The following is a 16,668-nucleotide window of genomic DNA, read 5'->3' on the forward strand; positions in this document are numbered from 1 at the left end:
TAGAGCGCATTGCAGACGCTTCACTGTCGTAGCGGATGACTCTTCCGCCCTCCGAATTATCGATACGCCACGGCAAATGCCGTGGCGTATCGCACTGGACTGTCCGGCGTTCTGCTTCCGGAACGCCGGTCGAATGCATTCATTTGAACACGGCGTTCGGGTTGTCGAGGCTGTCGGATTTTTCGAAGGCCACTTCGCCGAGATCGAGCACCGCAACCGCCCGTTCGATCGATTTTGTTTGATCGATGAGCGCGTCGATCGCCGCCTGCACCACCGCGTTGCCCTCCTTGTTGCCCTCTCCGATCATCTGATCGTAGGCTTCTTTCTCGCGCGCACGTTTGTCGATCACCTGGAACTTCACGACAGTGGCGTCGAGCTTGCCCTTGATCTCGCGGTCAAGTGCTGCGTCCTTGGCCGCCACCAATTGAGCGATCGACGCGCCTTTAATCACCTTGCCGTTCGAGCGCTTGTAGGTGCCGAGATAGACGTTGCGAATGCCGATGGCATCGTAGAGGTGCGAGACGTGCGTGTTGTCGGAGAAGCAATCGTGCTCTTCTTCCGGATCGTGCAGCAGCAGACCGAGCTTCATGCGCTCGCCCGCGAGTTCGCCGTATGACAGCGAGCCCATACCCTTGAGGATCGTCGCCAGGCCGGCCTTGGGTTCGCCATCGAGCAGGTTCTTGCGCGCGGCACCATCCTTGCGCCAGTTGGCGACCATCTCTTCGAGGTCGGCAACAAGCAGTGCGCTGGCCACGGCGAGATACTTCGCGCGGCGGTCACAATTGCCCCCGGTGCACTTCTTCATATCGAAGTCGGTGTAAGGACGCGTGCCCGCACCGGCATCGGTGCCGTTGATATCCTGTCCCCACAGCAGGAATTCGATGGCGTGATATCCCGTCGCCACATTCGCCTCGACCTTGCCGGCTTCATGGAGAACTTCCGACAGCAATTCCGGGGTGATCTGCGAGGCGTCGACTTCCTTGCCGACAACCGTCAGCTTCTTGTTGGCGATCACATTTGCCGCGTAGAGCGGATTTTTGTCGGACTCCTTGCCGTATTTCGCATCGACATAGTCGATCAATCCTTCGTCGAGCGGCCACGCATTCACGCGCCCCTCCCAAGCATCCACAATCGGATTGCCGAAGCGATAGACCTCGGTCTGCATATAGGGAATGCGCGCTGCCTTCCACGCCGCACGCGCCGTATCGAGCGCCTTCTTGCTCGGATTTGCGATCAGCGACTTGATCGCGGCATCGAGCGCTTTCGCCGCAACCAGCGAATCCTCATACCCGGCGAGCGCGATGTCGGCGTAAGTCGTCAGAACCGCCTTGGCGCCGGGCGTCTGCGCCGCGGCAGGCATCACACCGTACAGCGCAATAAAAACGGTCGCTATCAACAGTCGCAAATGCGCAATCATTTTCATTCTCCATCGAGACCAGCCGCAAAGGCATGAGCGGTGACGCGGCCGAAATATGCACGATACGATCGACGTTACTACCACCAACGCACGTTTTTGATGACGAAATATCTCTTTCAACTTATTCCAATCTGAAAGTGCGACGCGGCTCATACCTTCAGCCGACTCGTGAATGAAAGCGCGTCATTCGTTCGACTCGGCACGCACCATGAATGTGGCAGCAATCAGCGGCGCCGCAGGATGCGTCCGTCGCGCTTGTTCACCGAGTCACATCGTGTGTGTTTGGTCGATCATTCGGCGTCATCGACGAGCAGGATCGATAGCGACCGCGTGTTCGATCCTTCGTGTCGAACTCCTACTCGCGCGGCGACCGCAGCCGGCACTCGCAGGGCGCTGGCTCGCCCATCGCGAAGCCGCCGCCTGCTCATCGCAGTCATCGACGGGCCACTAGGCCCGCAATCAACAGACGCCGATTCGCGACACAGAATTTTTCCGCCGCCGCATTGACACTCGGGGCGAACGGGATACTAAATGTAGTTGTCACGGTCCTCTGAATCGCAAGATCAGGGGCCAAGAGGGAAGCCGGTGCGCCCAGTGTCCAAGGACAAAAGGGCAAGGCCGGCGCTGCCCCCGCAACTGTAAGCGGCGAGCCGACGTCGACAGTAAAGCCACTGAATCTCATCGGATTCGGGAAGGCCAGACGAACGCTACGACCCGCGAGCCAGGAGACCTGCCGTGACCAGATGTACGTCCTCGGGCGGGGTGCCCCGGTGGATCGCCAACGGCTTTCCGTAACGGGGAATGCTGCGCGCGAACCTTCGGCTCCGCTCCAACATATGGAATGAGCCGATGTCTCTCGCGCATGATGTTTCCTACTCGTCGAACATTGTTGTTCCCGTCCCGTCGGCAACCTCCACCCCTGCAGAGCCCGGCTACCAGGTCATCCGCCGCAATGGCGCGGTCACGGCTTTCGACGCATCGAAGATCTCTGTTGCCCTGACCAAGGCGTTCCTCGCGGTCGAGGGCCACAGCGCGGCGGCCTCGCGCCGCGTGCATGACATCGTCGAGGCATTGACCGGGCAGATCGTCGCCGGTCTCACCCGCCGCGCCGATGCCGGGCGCACCTTCCATATCGAGGACATTCAGGATCAGGTCGAACTGGCGCTCATGCGTGGTGAGCATCACAAGGTCGCGCGCGCCTATGTGCTTTATCGCGAGGAGCGCGCGCAGGAGCGCGCCAAGGCCAGGCCAGCGTCGACAACTGTCGTTGCCATTCCGGTGCTGCGAACCAAGCTCGACGACGGCTCCCTTATCTCGCTCGACACCGCGCGGCTCGATGCCGTGATCGCGGAAGCCTGCGCCGGACTCGACGGCGTTTCCGTGGAGGCGATCGCCACCGAAACCCACCGCAATCTCTATGACGGCATCTCACTCGACGAACTGGCGCTGGCGCCGATCCTTGCCGCCCGCACTTTGATTGAAACTGAGCCGAACTATTCGAAAGTGAGCGCGCGGCTACTGCTCGACAAATTGCGCCGCGAGGCGCTGAGCTTCGTTTCCGGCCATCCGCGTGAAGCGACGCAGGCGGAGATGAGCGCACGCTATGCCGAATACTTCGCACTCTATATCAAGTCCGGAATTGTCAATGAACTGCTCGATCCCGAACTCGGCCGCTTCGACATCGCCCGGCTCGCCGCCGCGCTCAAGCCCGAGCGTGACCTGCAATTCGACTATCTCGGCTTCCAGACGCTCTACGACCGTTATTTCCTGCATGTACGCGGCACGCGTTTCGAACTGCCGCAGGCCTTCTTCATGCGCGTGGCGATGGGTCTGGCGCTGCGCGAGATCGACCGCGAGGCCCGTGCCATCGAGTTCTACGATCTGTTGTCGTCCTTCGCCTTCATGGCTTCGACACCGACCTTGTTCAACGCCGGCACAACGCGGCCGCAACTCTCGTCCTGCTTCCTGACCACCGTCGCCGACGATCTCGACGGCATCTTCAAGGCGATCAAGGATAATGCCCTGCTCGCCAAATATTCCGGCGGCCTCGGCAATGACTGGACCAATGTCCGTGGCCTGGGCGCACACATCAAGGGCACCAATGGCGAAAGCCAGGGCGTCGTGCCATTCCTGAAGGTCGCCAACGACACTGCCATCGCCGTGAACCAGGGCGGTAAGCGGAAGGGCGCGGTCTGCGCCTATCTCGAGACCTGGCACGTCGACATCGAGGAGTTCCTCGACCTGCGCAAGAATACCGGCGACGACCGTCGCCGCACCCATGACATGAACACAGCGAACTGGGTGCCGGACCTGTTCATGGAGCGCGTTGCAACGGACGCCGGCTGGACCCTGTTCTCGCCGGACGAGACGCCCGATCTGCACGACCTTTACGGCCCGGCCTTCAAGGCCGCTTACGAGACCTATGAGGCCAAGGCGGCGCGCGGCGAGATCAAGGTGTTCAAGCAGGTGCGCGCTTCGGATTTGTGGCGCCGCATGCTCACTATGTTGTTCGAGACCGGACATCCCTGGGTCACCTTCAAGGACCCGTGCAACATCCGTTCGCCGCAGGGCCACGTCGGCGTGGTGCATTCGTCCAATCTCTGCACCGAAATCACACTGAACACCTCGGCCGACGAAGTTGCAGTGTGCAATCTCGGCTCGATCAATCTCTTCGCCCATGTCGGCCCGAACGGGCTCGATCACGCCAGGCTGGCGCATACCGTGACCACGGCGATGCGCATGCTCGACAATGTGATCGACATCAATTTCTACACCATCCCGGAGGCACGACGCTCGAACCTGCGCCATCGCCCCGTCGGGCTCGGTATCATGGGCTTTCAGGATGCCTTGCAGGCTTTACGGCTGCCCTATGCATCCGATGCTGCTGTGGCCTTCGCCGACGAGAGCATGGAAGCGATCTCGTTCCACGCCATTTCGGCCTCCTGCGATCTCGCCGCCGAGCGCGGCCGCTATCCGAGTTTCGACGGCTCGCTCTGGTCGAAGGGAATCCTGCCGATCGATTCCATCCAATTGCTGGACGATGCCCGCGGCGGGCTCGATCTCGACCGCTCGGCGCGATTGAAGTGGGACGAACTGCGCGAGCGCGTGAAGAAGGTCGGCATGCGCAACTCCAACACCATGGCGATCGCGCCGACGGCGACGATCTCCAACATCTGCGGCGTGTCGCAATCGATCGAGCCCGGCTACCAGAACCTCTACGTCAAATCGAACATGTCGGGCGACTTCACGGTCGTGAACGAAGCGCTGGTGCGCGACCTCAAGGCGCGCGGCCTGTGGGACGAGGTCATGGTGTCGGATCTCAAATATTTCGACGGCAGCCTCGGCCAGATCGACCGCATCCCGAGCGACCTCAAGGCGCTCTATGCCACCGCCTTCGAGATCGACTCCTCCTGGCTCATCGAAGCCGCGGCGCGGCGGCAGAAGTGGATCGACCAGGCGCAGTCGCTCAATCTCTATATCGCCAATCCGTCGGGCAAGAAACTCGACGCACTCTATCGCCTTGCCTGGCAGCGCGGGCTTAAGACGACCTACTACCTGCGCTCGCGCTCGGCCACGCATGTCGAGAAATCGACGCTCAAGGGCACAGACGGCAAGCTCAATGCGGTGTCCGCCCTCACCACTGCGGTTGCGATCAGTGCCGACATGCCGGCATGCCGGATCGACGATCCGACCTGCGAGGCCTGCCAGTAAGACCAAACCAAGGAACAAGAACAATGCTCGACTGGTCCGAAACCACGAACACATCCGCTCCGCCGAGCGCCCTGCCGAACGACGGCGCCGGCCAACCGACGGGTCTCGGCGAAATCGACCGCAACGGCGCCCGTGTCTCGGTCGATCAAAAACGGATGATCAACTGCCGCGCCGACGTCAATCAGCTCCTGCCGCTCAAATACAAATGGGCGTGGGAGAAGTATCTTTCCGGCTGCAACAACCATTGGATGCCGACCGAAGTCTCGATGCAGGCCGATATCGCGCTCTGGAAGTCGCGCGACGGCCTGACCGAGGACGAGCGCCGTGCCATCAAGCGCAATCTCGGCTTCTTCGCCGCCTCGGAAAGCCTCGTCGCCAACAACATCGTGCTGGCGATCTACCGCCACCTCACCAATCCGGAATGCCGGCAGTATCTATTGCGGCAGGCCTTCGAGGAGGCCGTACACACGCACACCTTCCAGTACATCGTCGAAAGCCTCGGCCTCGACGAAGGCGAGTTGTTCAACATGTACCGCGAGGTGCCTTCGATCACCGACAAGGCGGCCTGGGCGCTGAAACATACGCAGCATCTCGACGACCCCGACTTCAAGACCGGCACGCCGGAGAACGATCAGGCTTTCCTGCGCGACCTCGTCGCCTTCTATGTGATCTTCGAAGGCATGTGGTTCTACACCGGCTTTGCACAGATCCTGTCGCTCGGCCGCCGCAACAAGATGATCGGCATCGCCGAGCAGTACCAATACATTCTGCGCGATGAATCGATCCACCTGAACTTCGGCATCGACGTCATCAACCAGATCAAGATCGAGAACCCGCACCTCTGGACCAAAACATTCCAGGACGAAGTGAGAGCGATGATCTCGGACGCGGCGGAACTTGAAGCCGCCTATGGCCGCGATACCATGCCGCGCGGCTTCCTGGGGCTGAATGCGGCGCTCTGCGAGCAATATATGCACTTCATCGCCAACCGCCGCTGCGCGCAGCTTGGCCTCGCGCCGGTCTTCGCTGAAGCCGACAACCCGTTCCCATGGATGTCGGAAGCAATGGACCTCAAGAAGGAGAAGAACTTCTTCGAGACCCGCGTGATCGAGTATCAGAACGGCGGCGCACTGAGTTGGGACTGATCAGGCCAGCGCCTTCTCTTCGCCGATCTTCAACGCGTCGCGTAGCGGTAACTCCGGCACGTCTTTGCCGGTGAAATGCCGAAAGGCGTCGACGCCTTGATAGAAGAAGAGTTCGTAGCCGCTGAGCAAATCGAGCCCGGCGGCGCCGGCCGCGACCATGAATGGCGTATCGACCGGCGTGTAGACGGCATCGAAGGCCCAGCGCCGCCCGGCGATCGTTGCTTCCGGAAACGGGCAGCCGCCGATGCCGACCATGCCGATCGGCGTCGAGTTGACGAGGCCTTCGGCGTCTTTCGCCGCCTCTTCGATGGTGGCTGCCGTCGTCACCGTCGTGGCCGAGGGCAACGCCCGCAGTGCTTGCGCCAGCGCGCTCGACTTCGCCGCGTCGATGTCGAACAACCGGAGCTCGGAGGCGCCGAGCTGACAAAGTGCAAAGGCAATAGCGCGACCGACGCCGCCGGTCCCAGCCATCGCCACGCGGCCCGGCGGCCGCTGCCCGAAGTGGTGACGATAGGCCGCCATGAAACCCGAATAATCCGTATTCCAGCCGACCGGCCGCTTGGCTCCGAACAACACCGTATTGCAGGCGCCGATGGCGCGAACCGCCGGATCGGGCACGTCGATATATGCGTTGACCCGCTCTTTATAGGGATAGGTGATGTTCACCCCGCGATAGCCGGCCGTCTCGGCGGAGGCCAGCACCGCCTCGAACGAGGCGCCGCGATCGGCCGGCCGCAGCAGGTCATAGGTCACGCTCAGACCCACAAGCCGTCCTGCAATCCGATGCAGGGCCGGCGAACTGGATGCAGCGATATTGTCGCCGATCAGCCCCAGTTTGATGGGGGATGAAGTCATGCGGGCCTCCGGATACGTGCGCGGCGCAATCTCGCATAGGAGGCCTTATTCAACAACTGAGATTTTGGCTTTAATCAGATGATTTTTGTATGACCCGTCAAACGATCTTGCCGACCGCCAGAGCGTGCTCCAGGCCGCCGTTGATATGGGCTTTCAGAACCTCCCCCGCCTTGGCCGCGTCGCGCTTGAGCGCGCATTGCATCAGCTGTTTGTGCTCGCGAGCGGCGATGTCGCCGCGGTCGGTCAGGGCCAGCACCTGGTAGCGCAGATATTTGTCGAACACCGCGCCGTGCGTTTCCATCAGTTCGCACGAGCCGCAGGCCGAGATCAGCGCCTGGTGAAACTCCCAATCATAGCGCTTCCAGGTTTCAGCATCCGGGCTGCCTTCGCTTTTCTTCTTCTCCTCCATCGCGGCAAGCTTGTGGTGGGCGGCAACGACGCGCGCCTCCCATTCCATGTCGCCGCTCTGGAACGACTGGGCGATGGCATGCACCTCGAGCAGCAGGCGCAGCGATGCGATGTCCTTGAGATCTTCGGCTGACACCGGCGCTACTTCGAATCCGCGCTGGCCTTCGGCCACCACCAGCTTTTCCGACGCCAAGCGGCTCAGCACCTCGCGCAAGGTGCTGACGCTGACGCCGTAATCGTCTTTCAGCCGTTCCAGCTTGAGCTTCTCGCTCGGCTTCAGGCGGCCGAACAGGATGTCGTTGCGGATGCGGCGGTAGGCGCGTTCGCCGATGGTGCCTTCGTCGATCATGGAGGTGGTCCGGGCCATGCTTACGAAACCAGCGCGCCGGTCTTGAGCGTGTGCTGCACGCAATCGCGGATATGGGTGACGAGGACCGCGGTCGCAGTTTTCCAGTCGCGTTTGAGCGCGGCATCAAGCAGTTCGCGATGTTCGCGTGCCGCCGCCTCGCCACGGAAAACGACGGCGATGATCTGGTAGCGCAGATATTTGTCGAAGATCGCCGAATGCGCCTCCAGCAGCGCCTTCGATCCACAACAGGAAATCAGCGCGTGGTGGAATTCCCAATCGTAGCGCTTCCAGGTCTCGGTCTGCGTGCGATCGCCGGCGAGCAGCTTCTTTTCGAGCGCCGCCAGCTTGTGATGCGCCGCGACGACCCGTCCCTCCCACTCGATATCGCCGTTCTCGATCGACTGGCGCAGCGCGTGACACTCAAGCAGCTCGCGCATTTGCGCGATCTCGTGCCAGCGGTCGGCGGAAACCGGCGTCACCTCGAAGCCCCGCTGCCCCTCGGCAACGATCAGGCCCTCGACCAGCAGCCGGTTCAGCAGTTCGCGCAAGGTGGCGATGCTGGTCTCGTATTGGGTGCTAAGCCGTTCAAGACGCAGCCTTTGTCCGGGCGTGAGGCGGCCAAAGATAATGTCGGAGCGGATGCGCCGGTAGGTACGCTCGCCGACGGTCTCAGCTATGTCGGCTATGGGCAGCAAAGGACACCCTCATCTGACAAAACACAGAATATACGATCCTTACCATGGAACTGCAGAACACCTCAACTGACGGCTAATGCCTGCCATTTGCCATCTCATCGAATCTTTATTGCGACCATATGGAGATAAAATCATCTGATATTTTTGAATTTAACGATTGATTTTCGGTCACTCAAAGGGATAATCCACCTCACTCAAAAATCACACCGGGAGGACAACCATGAATAAACCCATCAGCCGGCGCAGTCTGCTCGCCGCCACGTCGGCCGTTGCCGTCGGATCTATGCTGCCGAGCGTGGCGTTTGCGGCGCCGACCAAAATGAAGCTGAGCGTCGCCTTCGCCGAGACAGACTTGCGCGCCAAGGCCTTTAAAGAATTTGCCGAAGCCCTGAAGGCCGACATCGAGATGGAGCCGCACTGGTCCAACTCGCTGTTTAAGCAGGGCACCGAACTCGTCGCCCTGCAGCGCGGCAATCTTGAACTCTGCAACCTCGCACCCGCCGACATATCCAAGCAGGTGCCCGCCTGGTCGCTCCTCACGTCCGCCTACCTGTTCCGCGACTACTCGCATCTGAAGAAGACGTTCGAGAGCGACGTCGGCAAGCAATTCATCGCCATGGCGCGCGACCAGCTCGGCGTCGAAGTCATCCGGCCGGTCTATTTCGGCGCGCGTCAGGTCAACCTGAAGCCGGACAAGCAGATCAAGACCCCCGCTGACCTCGCCGGCATCAAGCTGCGCATGCCGCCCGGCGAATTCTGGCAATTCCTCGGTGAATCGATCGGCGCCAGCCCGACACCGGTCGCCTTCTCCGAGCTCTACACGGCGCTGCAGACCGGCGTTGTCGATGGTCAGGACAATCCGCTGGTCACCGCCCGCACCATGAAATTCGACGAAGTCACCACCCAGTTCGTGCTGACCAGCCACGTCATCGGCTATGACGTGTTGACCGTCGGCAAGAAGGCCTGGGAGGGCATGGGCAAGGACCTGCAGGCCAAATTCCGCGCCACGGCCGACAAGATCTTCGACGCCAATGCCGCCGCCTATGATGCGCAGGCGAAGGAAACGATCGAGTATTTCAAGTCGAAGGGCAAGAAGGTCTACGAGCCGGACCAGAACGCCTTCCGCGACTTCGCGCAGAAGAAGTACCTCGCCAAATACGGCAATGAGTGGCCGAAAGGCGCGATCGATAAGATCAACGCGATCAAATAAGATAGCGCGTTATTTCTCCCGAACTCCGGCCGGCGTCACACTGACGCCGGCCAATTTTCAACTGCTCGGCCTGCTGCCCCACCACGACGATCGAAGGACCAGAATCGATGCCAACGGCCACCGCAGCCGCGCACTGGCTCCGCCGTCGGGCCGACAATGTCGTGGTCGCCCTGCTCGCGACCATGTTCACGACGTTCATTCTGCAGATCTTCTTCCGCTACGTCATTGATCAGCCGCTTGGATGGTCCGAGGAAGTGATCGTCACCGTATGGCTGTGGACTGTCCTGTGGGGTGCGGCCTTCGTCATCGGTGAATCGGAAGAGATTCGGTTCGACATTGTCTATTCCAACATCTCGGAAGGCTGGCGCCGCATCTTCACGGTGATCACCGGCCTCGTACTCATCATCGTCTACGGCATTTCGCTGCCGGCAGCCTACAGCTATGTCAGCTTCATGAAGGTCGAGCGCTCGGCCTATCTGCACATTCCGATCAACGTCCTTTACGCCGTCTACATCATTTTCGCCGTCGCCAGCATCGTGCGCTACGGCTTCCTGGTGCTGCGCGCCGTCAAGGGAACGGCCTCGCCGCAGACCAATCCCTCGGAACTCAGGGACTGAGCCATGACGATCAGCCCCTTCACGATCTGCGTCGCCGTCATTATCCTTCTCGGCATCCTCGGACTGCCCATCGGGCATTCGATGATCGTCGCCACGACGATCTACCTGCTGCTGACGGGCCTCGATCTCGGCACCGCCGCCGAACAGATCCTCAATGGCCTGTTCAACTCCTATGTTTTGATTGCGATCCCGCTGTTCATTCTCGCCGCCGACTTAATGAATGTCGGCAGCCTGACCGATAAGCTCTTGCGCTTCTGCCTGGTGCTGGTCGGCCGCTTCCGCGGCGGCCTCGGCCACGTAAACGTCGTCGCCAACATGATCTTCGCCGGCATGTCAGGATCGGCGATCGCAGACGCCGTCGGCATCGGCAAGATCATCGTCGGCATGATGGCCAAGGACGGCCGTTACCCGGTCGCTTACGCGGCGGCGATCACCGCCGCGGCCGCCGTCATCGGGCCGATCATTCCGCCATCGATCCCGATGGTGGTTTATGCGCTCGTGTCCGACGCCTCGATTGGCTACCTGTTCCTGGGCGGCGTCGCACCGGGCATTCTTCTCGGCGTCGGCTTCATGATCGCAAACTCGATCATGGCGCGCCGCCGCGGCTTCCCAATCGAAGACCCGGTACCGCTGCGTGAAATCCCCAAGATCACCGTCAACGCTTTTCCGGCGCTGCTACTGCCGATCATCCTGCTATTCGGCATCTATGGCGGCGTAATGACGCCGACCGAAGGCGCGGCAGTCGCCGCGTTCTACGCGCTGTTCGCCGCCACCGTGATCTACCGCGCGGTGACGTGGCAGCAGGTTTACGAGGCACTGCTATCCAGTGGCAAGGCCACTACTTCAATCGGCATGTTGATCGCCGGTGCCTTCGCCTTCAACTATGTTGTCACTATCGAGCGCGTGCCGGATTCACTGGCGCAGATGATGGCGCACTGGGACTTTTCCCGGGCCGGCTTCCTGCTGGCGGTGAACGTGCTTTTGCTCGTCCTCGGCTGCCTGCTCGAAGGCACCACCATTCTGCTCATCGTCGTGCCCATCTTCATTCCGACCGCCAAGGCACTCGGCATCGACCTCGTCCATTTTGGCGTGGTCGTTGTCGTCAATATCATGATCGGGTTGGTGACGCCGCCTTACGGCCTGTTGCTGTTCGTGCTGGCCAATCTGACCAAGACGCCGCTGGCCAATATCGTCAAAGAGGCCATTCCGTTCATCGCGATGGCCCTTTTGGTGCTCGCAATCATCACTGCCATCCCGGAAACGGTGCTCTGGCTGCCGCGCCTCATCGGCTACAAAGGTTAAGTATCAATGGCCAAGCCCGTCTACGTTATCAACGGCCCGAACCTCAACCGCCTCGGCAAGCGCGAGCCGGAAATCTACGGCACCACAACGCTCGCCGATGTCGAGAAGATGTGCCGCGAGGAGGCCGGCTCGACCCCGGTCGAGTTCAGGCAGAGCAATTCCGAGGCGCAGATCATCGACTGGATACACGAGGCCATTGAAAAAGAAGCCGGCGGCATTGTCATCAATCCGGCCGCTTTCACCTTCGTATCGATCGCCATCCTCGACGCCCTCAAGATGTTTCCTGGGCCCATCATCGAGCTCCACATCTCGAATATCCACAAGCGCGAGGCGATCTATCACAACTCGCTGGTGTCGAAAGTCGCGACCGGCGTCATGGCCGGCTTCGGCGCCGAAGGCTACCGGCTGGCCGTACGCGCGATGCAGAACATGATCGCGACAGGCACGAAATAGACTCGCGCCCGAGTTCTGCGCGCAAGAAACGTAAAAACTCGCTCGCACGTGCGTCGCCCCAGAACAGTCTGGAGCATTCATTCTCAGCCGCGAACGATGTTCTTCATGTCCGCCCGTCGGCCGTCGAGGAAACAGCGCAAATTGTGGACGACGAGCGGCAGGACCTGCTCTGTGTAAACGTCGCTCATGCCGCCAATGCGCGGTGTCACAATCACATTCAGCATGTCCCAGAGCGGGCTGTCGGACGGCAGGGGTTCCGCTTCGAACACGTCGAGCGCGGCGCCGCCGATGCGGCCCTCCTGCAAGGCCTTGACCAGTTCCTTCTCATCCACCACCGGCCCACGCGCAAGATTAATGAGGATGCCGGTATTTTTCATCGCGCGGAGAACGTCCGCGTTGATCATGTGATGCGTCTGCGGCGAAAACGGGACAAGGACCACCATGAAGTCCGCCTCCGCCGCCGCCTCTTCGAGACGGGCGCGGGGCAGCATCTTGTCGAAATGAGGCGCTTCCTTGCGCGCGTCGCTGATGCCAATGACGCGCATACCGAACGCCGCGCAGCGCAGCGCCAGATCCTCCGCGATCGGCCCGATGCCGACCAGCACCACTGTCTTTCCCCACAGCAGTTTTTGCGGCCAGCGCTCCCAGATGTGCCGCGCCTGGTTCCGCTGCATTTTCGGAAACTCCCGCGACAGAGAAATCATCGAGAGAAATGCCAGTTCGGACATCTGCGGCCCGTGAATGCCGCGGGCGGATGTGACCAGCACATCCGGCTTCAATCCCTTCAGGGTATCCACCTTGTCCGTACCCGCCGACATGGCGCAGATGTACCGAAGCTTCGGCATTCGTGCGATCAGATCGTCGGTCAAATCGTGCGCCATCGTGACCACGATATCGCAATCCTCGCATTGGCCGACAGCGCCGGCGGCATCCTTCGCGTCGCGCACATCCTCGTTGGGGAAGGCCTTCCTCACCGCGGCGGCATCGATATGAACGCCGTGGTCCATCACCAGTATCGGCATCGGTTTTCTCCTAAAGCGTTCAGCGTCAGGCGCGCGGCGAATGAAGCCGCTTTGCTTCCCGTCGCAGGGCCGTCAAAACCCATTCGGTATATCCGTTGGGCTGCTGCCGACCCTTGAAGATCAGTTCGCACGCCGCCTTGAAGGCCGGCCCATCGAAAGCCGGAGCCATTGGACGGTAGTCGGGGTCGCCCGCGTTCTGGCGGTCGACCACGACCGCCATGCGGCGCAGCGTCTCCATCACCTGCGCTCCGCTGGCGACGCCATGGTGCAGCCAGTTGGCGATGTGCTGGCTGGAGATGCGCAAGGTGGCGCGATCTTCCATGAGACCGACGTCGTGAATATCCGGCACTTTCGAGCAGCCGATACCCTGATCGACCCAGCGCACGACATAGCCGAGAATGCTTTGGCAGTTGTTGTCCAGTTCCTGTTGCACGGCTTCGGGCGCCCAGTTGGACTGCGACACCGGGATGGTCAGGATATCGGCGAGCGCGGCGCGCTTTTGGCCGATCAGTTCGCGCTGCCGCGCCGCCACATCGACCTGGTGGTAATGCAAGGCATGCAAGGTTGCCGCCGTCGGCGACGGCACCCAGGCCGTGTTGGCGCCGGCCTTCGGATGGCCGATCTTGTCGCGCAGCATGTCGGCCATCTTGTCGGGCATGGCCCACATGCCTTTGCCGATCTGCGCCTTGCCCGGCAGGCCGCAGGCGATGCCGATATCGACATTCCAGTCCTCATAGGCCTTGATCCAGGGGAGCCCCTTCATGTCGCCCTTGCGCACCATGGGACCAGCTTCCATCGAGGTGTGAATCTCGTCGCCGGTGCGGTCGAGGAAGCCCGTATTGATGAAGACGACCCGGTCCTGCGCCGCCGCGATGCAGTTCTTGAGGTTGACGGTCGTACGCCGCTCCTCGTCCATGATGCCGATCTTCAATGTGAAACGCGGCAGCCCCAGCAGATCCTCGACACGCGCGAACAGCTCATTCGCGAAAGCGACTTCCTCCGGCCCATGCATCTTCGGCTTGACGATGTAGATCGATCCCGTTCGGCTGTTGCGGAACTCGGCGCCCGGCTTGAAATCGTGCATTCCGATCAGAGCGGTCACGGCGGCGTCGAGGATCGCCTCCGGTACTTCCCGGCCATCCTCGTCGAGCACGGCGTCGGTGTACATGTGATGCCCGACATTGCGCACGAACATCAGGCTGCGACCCTGCAGACGAATGTCGTCGCCGCCCTTGCCTTTGTACAGCCGGTCCGGCTCGAGCTTGCGTTCCACGACGCGGCCGCTCTTTTCGAACGAAGCGGCCAGCGTGCCGTTCATCAGGCCGAGCCAGTTCCGATAGACCGTCACTTTGTCGTCGGCATCGACAGCCGCGACACTGTCTTCCAGATCCATGATCGTGGTCACGGCCGCTTCGAGAACGATATCGGCAATACCGGCCGGATCGCCGGCGGCGATCGGGCTGCTGCGGTCGATGGCGATCTCGACGTGCAAGCCGTTATGGCGCAACAGCACCGCCGATGGCGCGGCCGGATTCCCGCGATAGCCGACGAACCTGTCGGCTTGCGCTAGGGGCACACGCGTACCGTCTTGCAATCCAACGATGAGTGCGCCCTGGTCCACCGTATAAGAAGTCGAATCGGCGTGGCTTCCCTGCTGCAGCGGCGCAACGATGTCGAGAATGCCGCGCGCATAGGCGATGACGCGGGCGCCGCGCACCGGATTATACCGCGCACCGCGTTCGGCGCCCTCATCTTCGGGAGTCGCATCCGTTCCGTACAAGGCATCGTAAAGGCTGCCCCACCGCGCATTGGCGGCATTCAGTGCGTAGCGCGCATTGGACAGCGGCACGACGAGTTGAGGACCCGCGGTCGCCGCGATCTCCTCATCGACCTTGGTCGTCCTGATAACGAAGTCGTCGACTTCGGGGACAAGATAACCGATCTCTCGCAAGAACCGATCATAGTCGGCCTGATCGAGCGGCCGCCCGCGCCGTTCGCCATGCCATGCGTCGATCTTGGCCTGCAACTCGTCGCGCCGTTTAAGCAGCGCGTGGTTGCGAGAGGCCAGTTCCTTGAGCAGCGTCGCGAAATCGGACCAGAACGCATCGGGCGTAAGCGCGGTGCCCGGCAATGCCTCACGCGCGATGAACTCATAGAGAGCCGTTGCAACGCGCAGTCCGGCCACAGTCGTGCGGTCAGTCATGCACCCAAACCATTCTTTCCACGTGCGGGAACCGCCAAGAGGCGGACTATTCCACTTCGAAAATCTTCTTCGGCGTCGCGTGCAAACAATCGCCGGGCCCATCGGTTCCGATGATGTAATTGTCGCAGATGACAGCGAAGATAGAGGGCGTCTCGTAGCCCGGATGCACGGCAAGGCACATGCCGGCCTGGAGCGCCATGCTTTCGTCCGACCGGATCAGCGGCCGCTCGACCATATCGTAGCCTTGACCGTGGGCATAAAGCCGCAATTCCGGCGGCAATCCGCGCGCGGTCATGTATTCGTTGTGTTTGGCGTGGATGTCGCGGCACAAAGTGCCCGGCTTCATCAGTCCAAGTGTGTGTTGCTGCGCTTCACGCACGGCTTCGAAACCGTCCTTCAACTCGTTCGACGCGGTGCCGAGCACAATGGTGCGCGCGATCTCGGCGTAAAAGCCGCCCGGACCGTTGACTTCGATCAAAAGGGAGAGATGGTCGCCTTTCTCCAGCGTCCGCCCTTGCATGTAACGTGGCAGGAACGACGATCGGGTGCCGACGGGCGCTGAGCCGCCGAGGAAAATTCCCTGTTCGCTGCCGAGGCGCTGCCCCTCTTGCTGAGCGAAAGCCGTAACGTCGACATCGCGCAGCCCGGGCTTGATGTAGCCGAGAACCCGCGCGAAGATTTCGTCCTGCACCGCCGTCGCACGGCGGATCAGCGCGATTTCTTCCTCGCTCTTGATCGCCTTGATGGCGTCCACCAGGTCGGTGGCGTCGACGAAGGCGGTCCCCGCGAGGCCGTTTTCCAGGCAAGTTACAAAGGCATGCGGCAATGCTCCTTTGCCGACCCAGCCGACGGTCCCGTAACCGCGAGGCTTCAGCGCGTTGAGCGCAAGCCGCGCATCGTCCTCATGCGTGAAATTGATCGACAGGAACGACGGCGTGAACAGCATGTCGCCGACGCCCCGATGCAGGCGATCGCCATCGAGCTTGCGGGTACCGCCGGTCTGCCCCATTTCGACGACGGTCATTGAATCGTCGGCGTGGAATATGACCGTGCGCGGATATCCGTTGTTGGCCGGCAGGTCGGTGAACCACTTGACGTAACCGCCGAGCCAATCGTTCGTCGATTGCATGACCAGCGCATCGATGCCGCGGTCCCGCATGGCGCGCCTGACGGCGCTCCAGCGACGTTCGAGCTCGGCGTCGGAAATGCGGGTCAGAACTCGTTCATGAGGCGCGGTCATCGCCGTTCTCCCGGACTGACTGGTTGGATGAAGGCTATAGG

13 protein-coding genes and 1 riboswitch are annotated in these 16,668 nt (G+C 61.4%); of the genes, 6 read left to right on the top strand and 7 right to left on the bottom strand.

Annotation, left to right across the window (positions count from 1 at the left end):
• Positions 1–139 precede the first annotated feature (139 nt).
• Complete coding sequence (locus E8Q40_RS19850) at positions 140–1,423, bottom strand: imelysin family protein (RefSeq protein ID WP_137046155.1); 1,284 nt, start codon at positions 1,421–1,423, stop codon at positions 140–142.
• A gap of 520 nt (positions 1,424–1,943) precedes the next feature.
• A riboswitch (cobalamin riboswitch) is annotated at positions 1,944–2,170 on the top strand.
• A 96-nt stretch (positions 2,171–2,266) separates the two neighbouring features.
• On the opposite strand from E8Q40_RS19850, the gene E8Q40_RS19855 reads away from it, so the two are divergent.
• Both E8Q40_RS19855 and E8Q40_RS19860 read left to right on the top strand, forming a co-directional pair.
• Positions 2,267–5,128, top strand: a complete 2,862-nt coding sequence (locus E8Q40_RS19855; RefSeq protein WP_137046156.1) for a ribonucleoside-diphosphate reductase subunit alpha — start codon at positions 2,267–2,269, stop codon at positions 5,126–5,128.
• Positions 5,129–5,151: 23 nt separating this feature from the next.
• The gene (locus tag E8Q40_RS19860; protein WP_137046157.1) at positions 5,152–6,273 is read left to right on the top strand and encodes a ribonucleotide-diphosphate reductase subunit beta; all 1,122 of its coding nucleotides are present in this window, start codon (positions 5,152–5,154) and stop codon (positions 6,271–6,273) included.
• On the opposite strand, the gene E8Q40_RS19865 is transcribed toward E8Q40_RS19860, so the two are convergent.
• The 3 genes from E8Q40_RS19865 to E8Q40_RS19875 form a co-directional block, all read right to left on the bottom strand.
• Complete coding sequence (locus E8Q40_RS19865; protein ID WP_137046158.1) at positions 6,274–7,128, bottom strand: shikimate dehydrogenase; 855 nt, start codon at positions 7,126–7,128, stop codon at positions 6,274–6,276.
• Between the two features lie 97 nt (positions 7,129–7,225).
• Entirely contained in the window at positions 7,226–7,903 is a 678-nt protein-coding gene (locus E8Q40_RS19870; protein ID WP_137046159.1) for a GntR family transcriptional regulator, read from the bottom strand.
• A 2-nt stretch (positions 7,904–7,905) separates the two neighbouring features.
• Positions 7,906–8,577: a GntR family transcriptional regulator gene (locus tag E8Q40_RS19875; protein WP_137046846.1), complete on the bottom strand. Its 672-nt coding sequence runs from the start codon at positions 8,575–8,577 to the stop codon at positions 7,906–7,908.
• Positions 8,578–8,800: 223 nt separating this feature from the next.
• On the opposite strand from E8Q40_RS19875, the gene dctP reads away from it, so the two are divergent.
• From dctP to aroQ, 4 genes are all read left to right on the top strand, one after another.
• Positions 8,801–9,790 (top strand): TRAP transporter substrate-binding protein DctP, encoded by a 990-nt coding sequence (gene dctP, locus E8Q40_RS19880; RefSeq protein ID WP_137046160.1) that lies wholly within the window; start codon positions 8,801–8,803, stop codon positions 9,788–9,790.
• Between the two features lie 107 nt (positions 9,791–9,897).
• Positions 9,898–10,407 (top strand): TRAP transporter small permease, encoded by a 510-nt coding sequence (locus E8Q40_RS19885; RefSeq protein WP_137046161.1) that lies wholly within the window; start codon positions 9,898–9,900, stop codon positions 10,405–10,407.
• A gap of 3 nt (positions 10,408–10,410) precedes the next feature.
• Positions 10,411–11,709: a TRAP transporter large permease gene (locus tag E8Q40_RS19890; protein WP_137046162.1), complete on the top strand. Its 1,299-nt coding sequence runs from the start codon at positions 10,411–10,413 to the stop codon at positions 11,707–11,709.
• A gap of 6 nt (positions 11,710–11,715) precedes the next feature.
• Positions 11,716–12,162, top strand: coding sequence for a type II 3-dehydroquinate dehydratase (gene aroQ, locus E8Q40_RS19895; RefSeq protein ID WP_137046163.1), 447 nt, complete (start codon positions 11,716–11,718; stop codon positions 12,160–12,162).
• 83 nt (positions 12,163–12,245) lie between these two features.
• On the opposite strand, the gene E8Q40_RS19900 is transcribed toward aroQ, so the two are convergent.
• From E8Q40_RS19900 to E8Q40_RS19910, 3 genes are all read right to left on the bottom strand, one after another.
• Entirely contained in the window at positions 12,246–13,109 is an 864-nt protein-coding gene (locus E8Q40_RS19900) for a D-2-hydroxyacid dehydrogenase (RefSeq protein WP_168197922.1), read from the bottom strand.
• 100 nt (positions 13,110–13,209) lie between these two features.
• Positions 13,210–15,387: a malate synthase G gene (locus tag E8Q40_RS19905; protein ID WP_137046165.1), complete on the bottom strand. Its 2,178-nt coding sequence runs from the start codon at positions 15,385–15,387 to the stop codon at positions 13,210–13,212.
• A gap of 46 nt (positions 15,388–15,433) precedes the next feature.
• Complete coding sequence (locus E8Q40_RS19910) at positions 15,434–16,627, bottom strand: Xaa-Pro peptidase family protein (protein ID WP_168197923.1); 1,194 nt, start codon at positions 16,625–16,627, stop codon at positions 15,434–15,436.
• Positions 16,628–16,668 lie beyond the last annotated feature (41 nt).

The organism is Pseudolabrys sp. FHR47, from assembly GCF_005153485.1.
Classification (GTDB): Bacteria; Pseudomonadota; Alphaproteobacteria; order Rhizobiales; family Xanthobacteraceae; genus Pseudolabrys.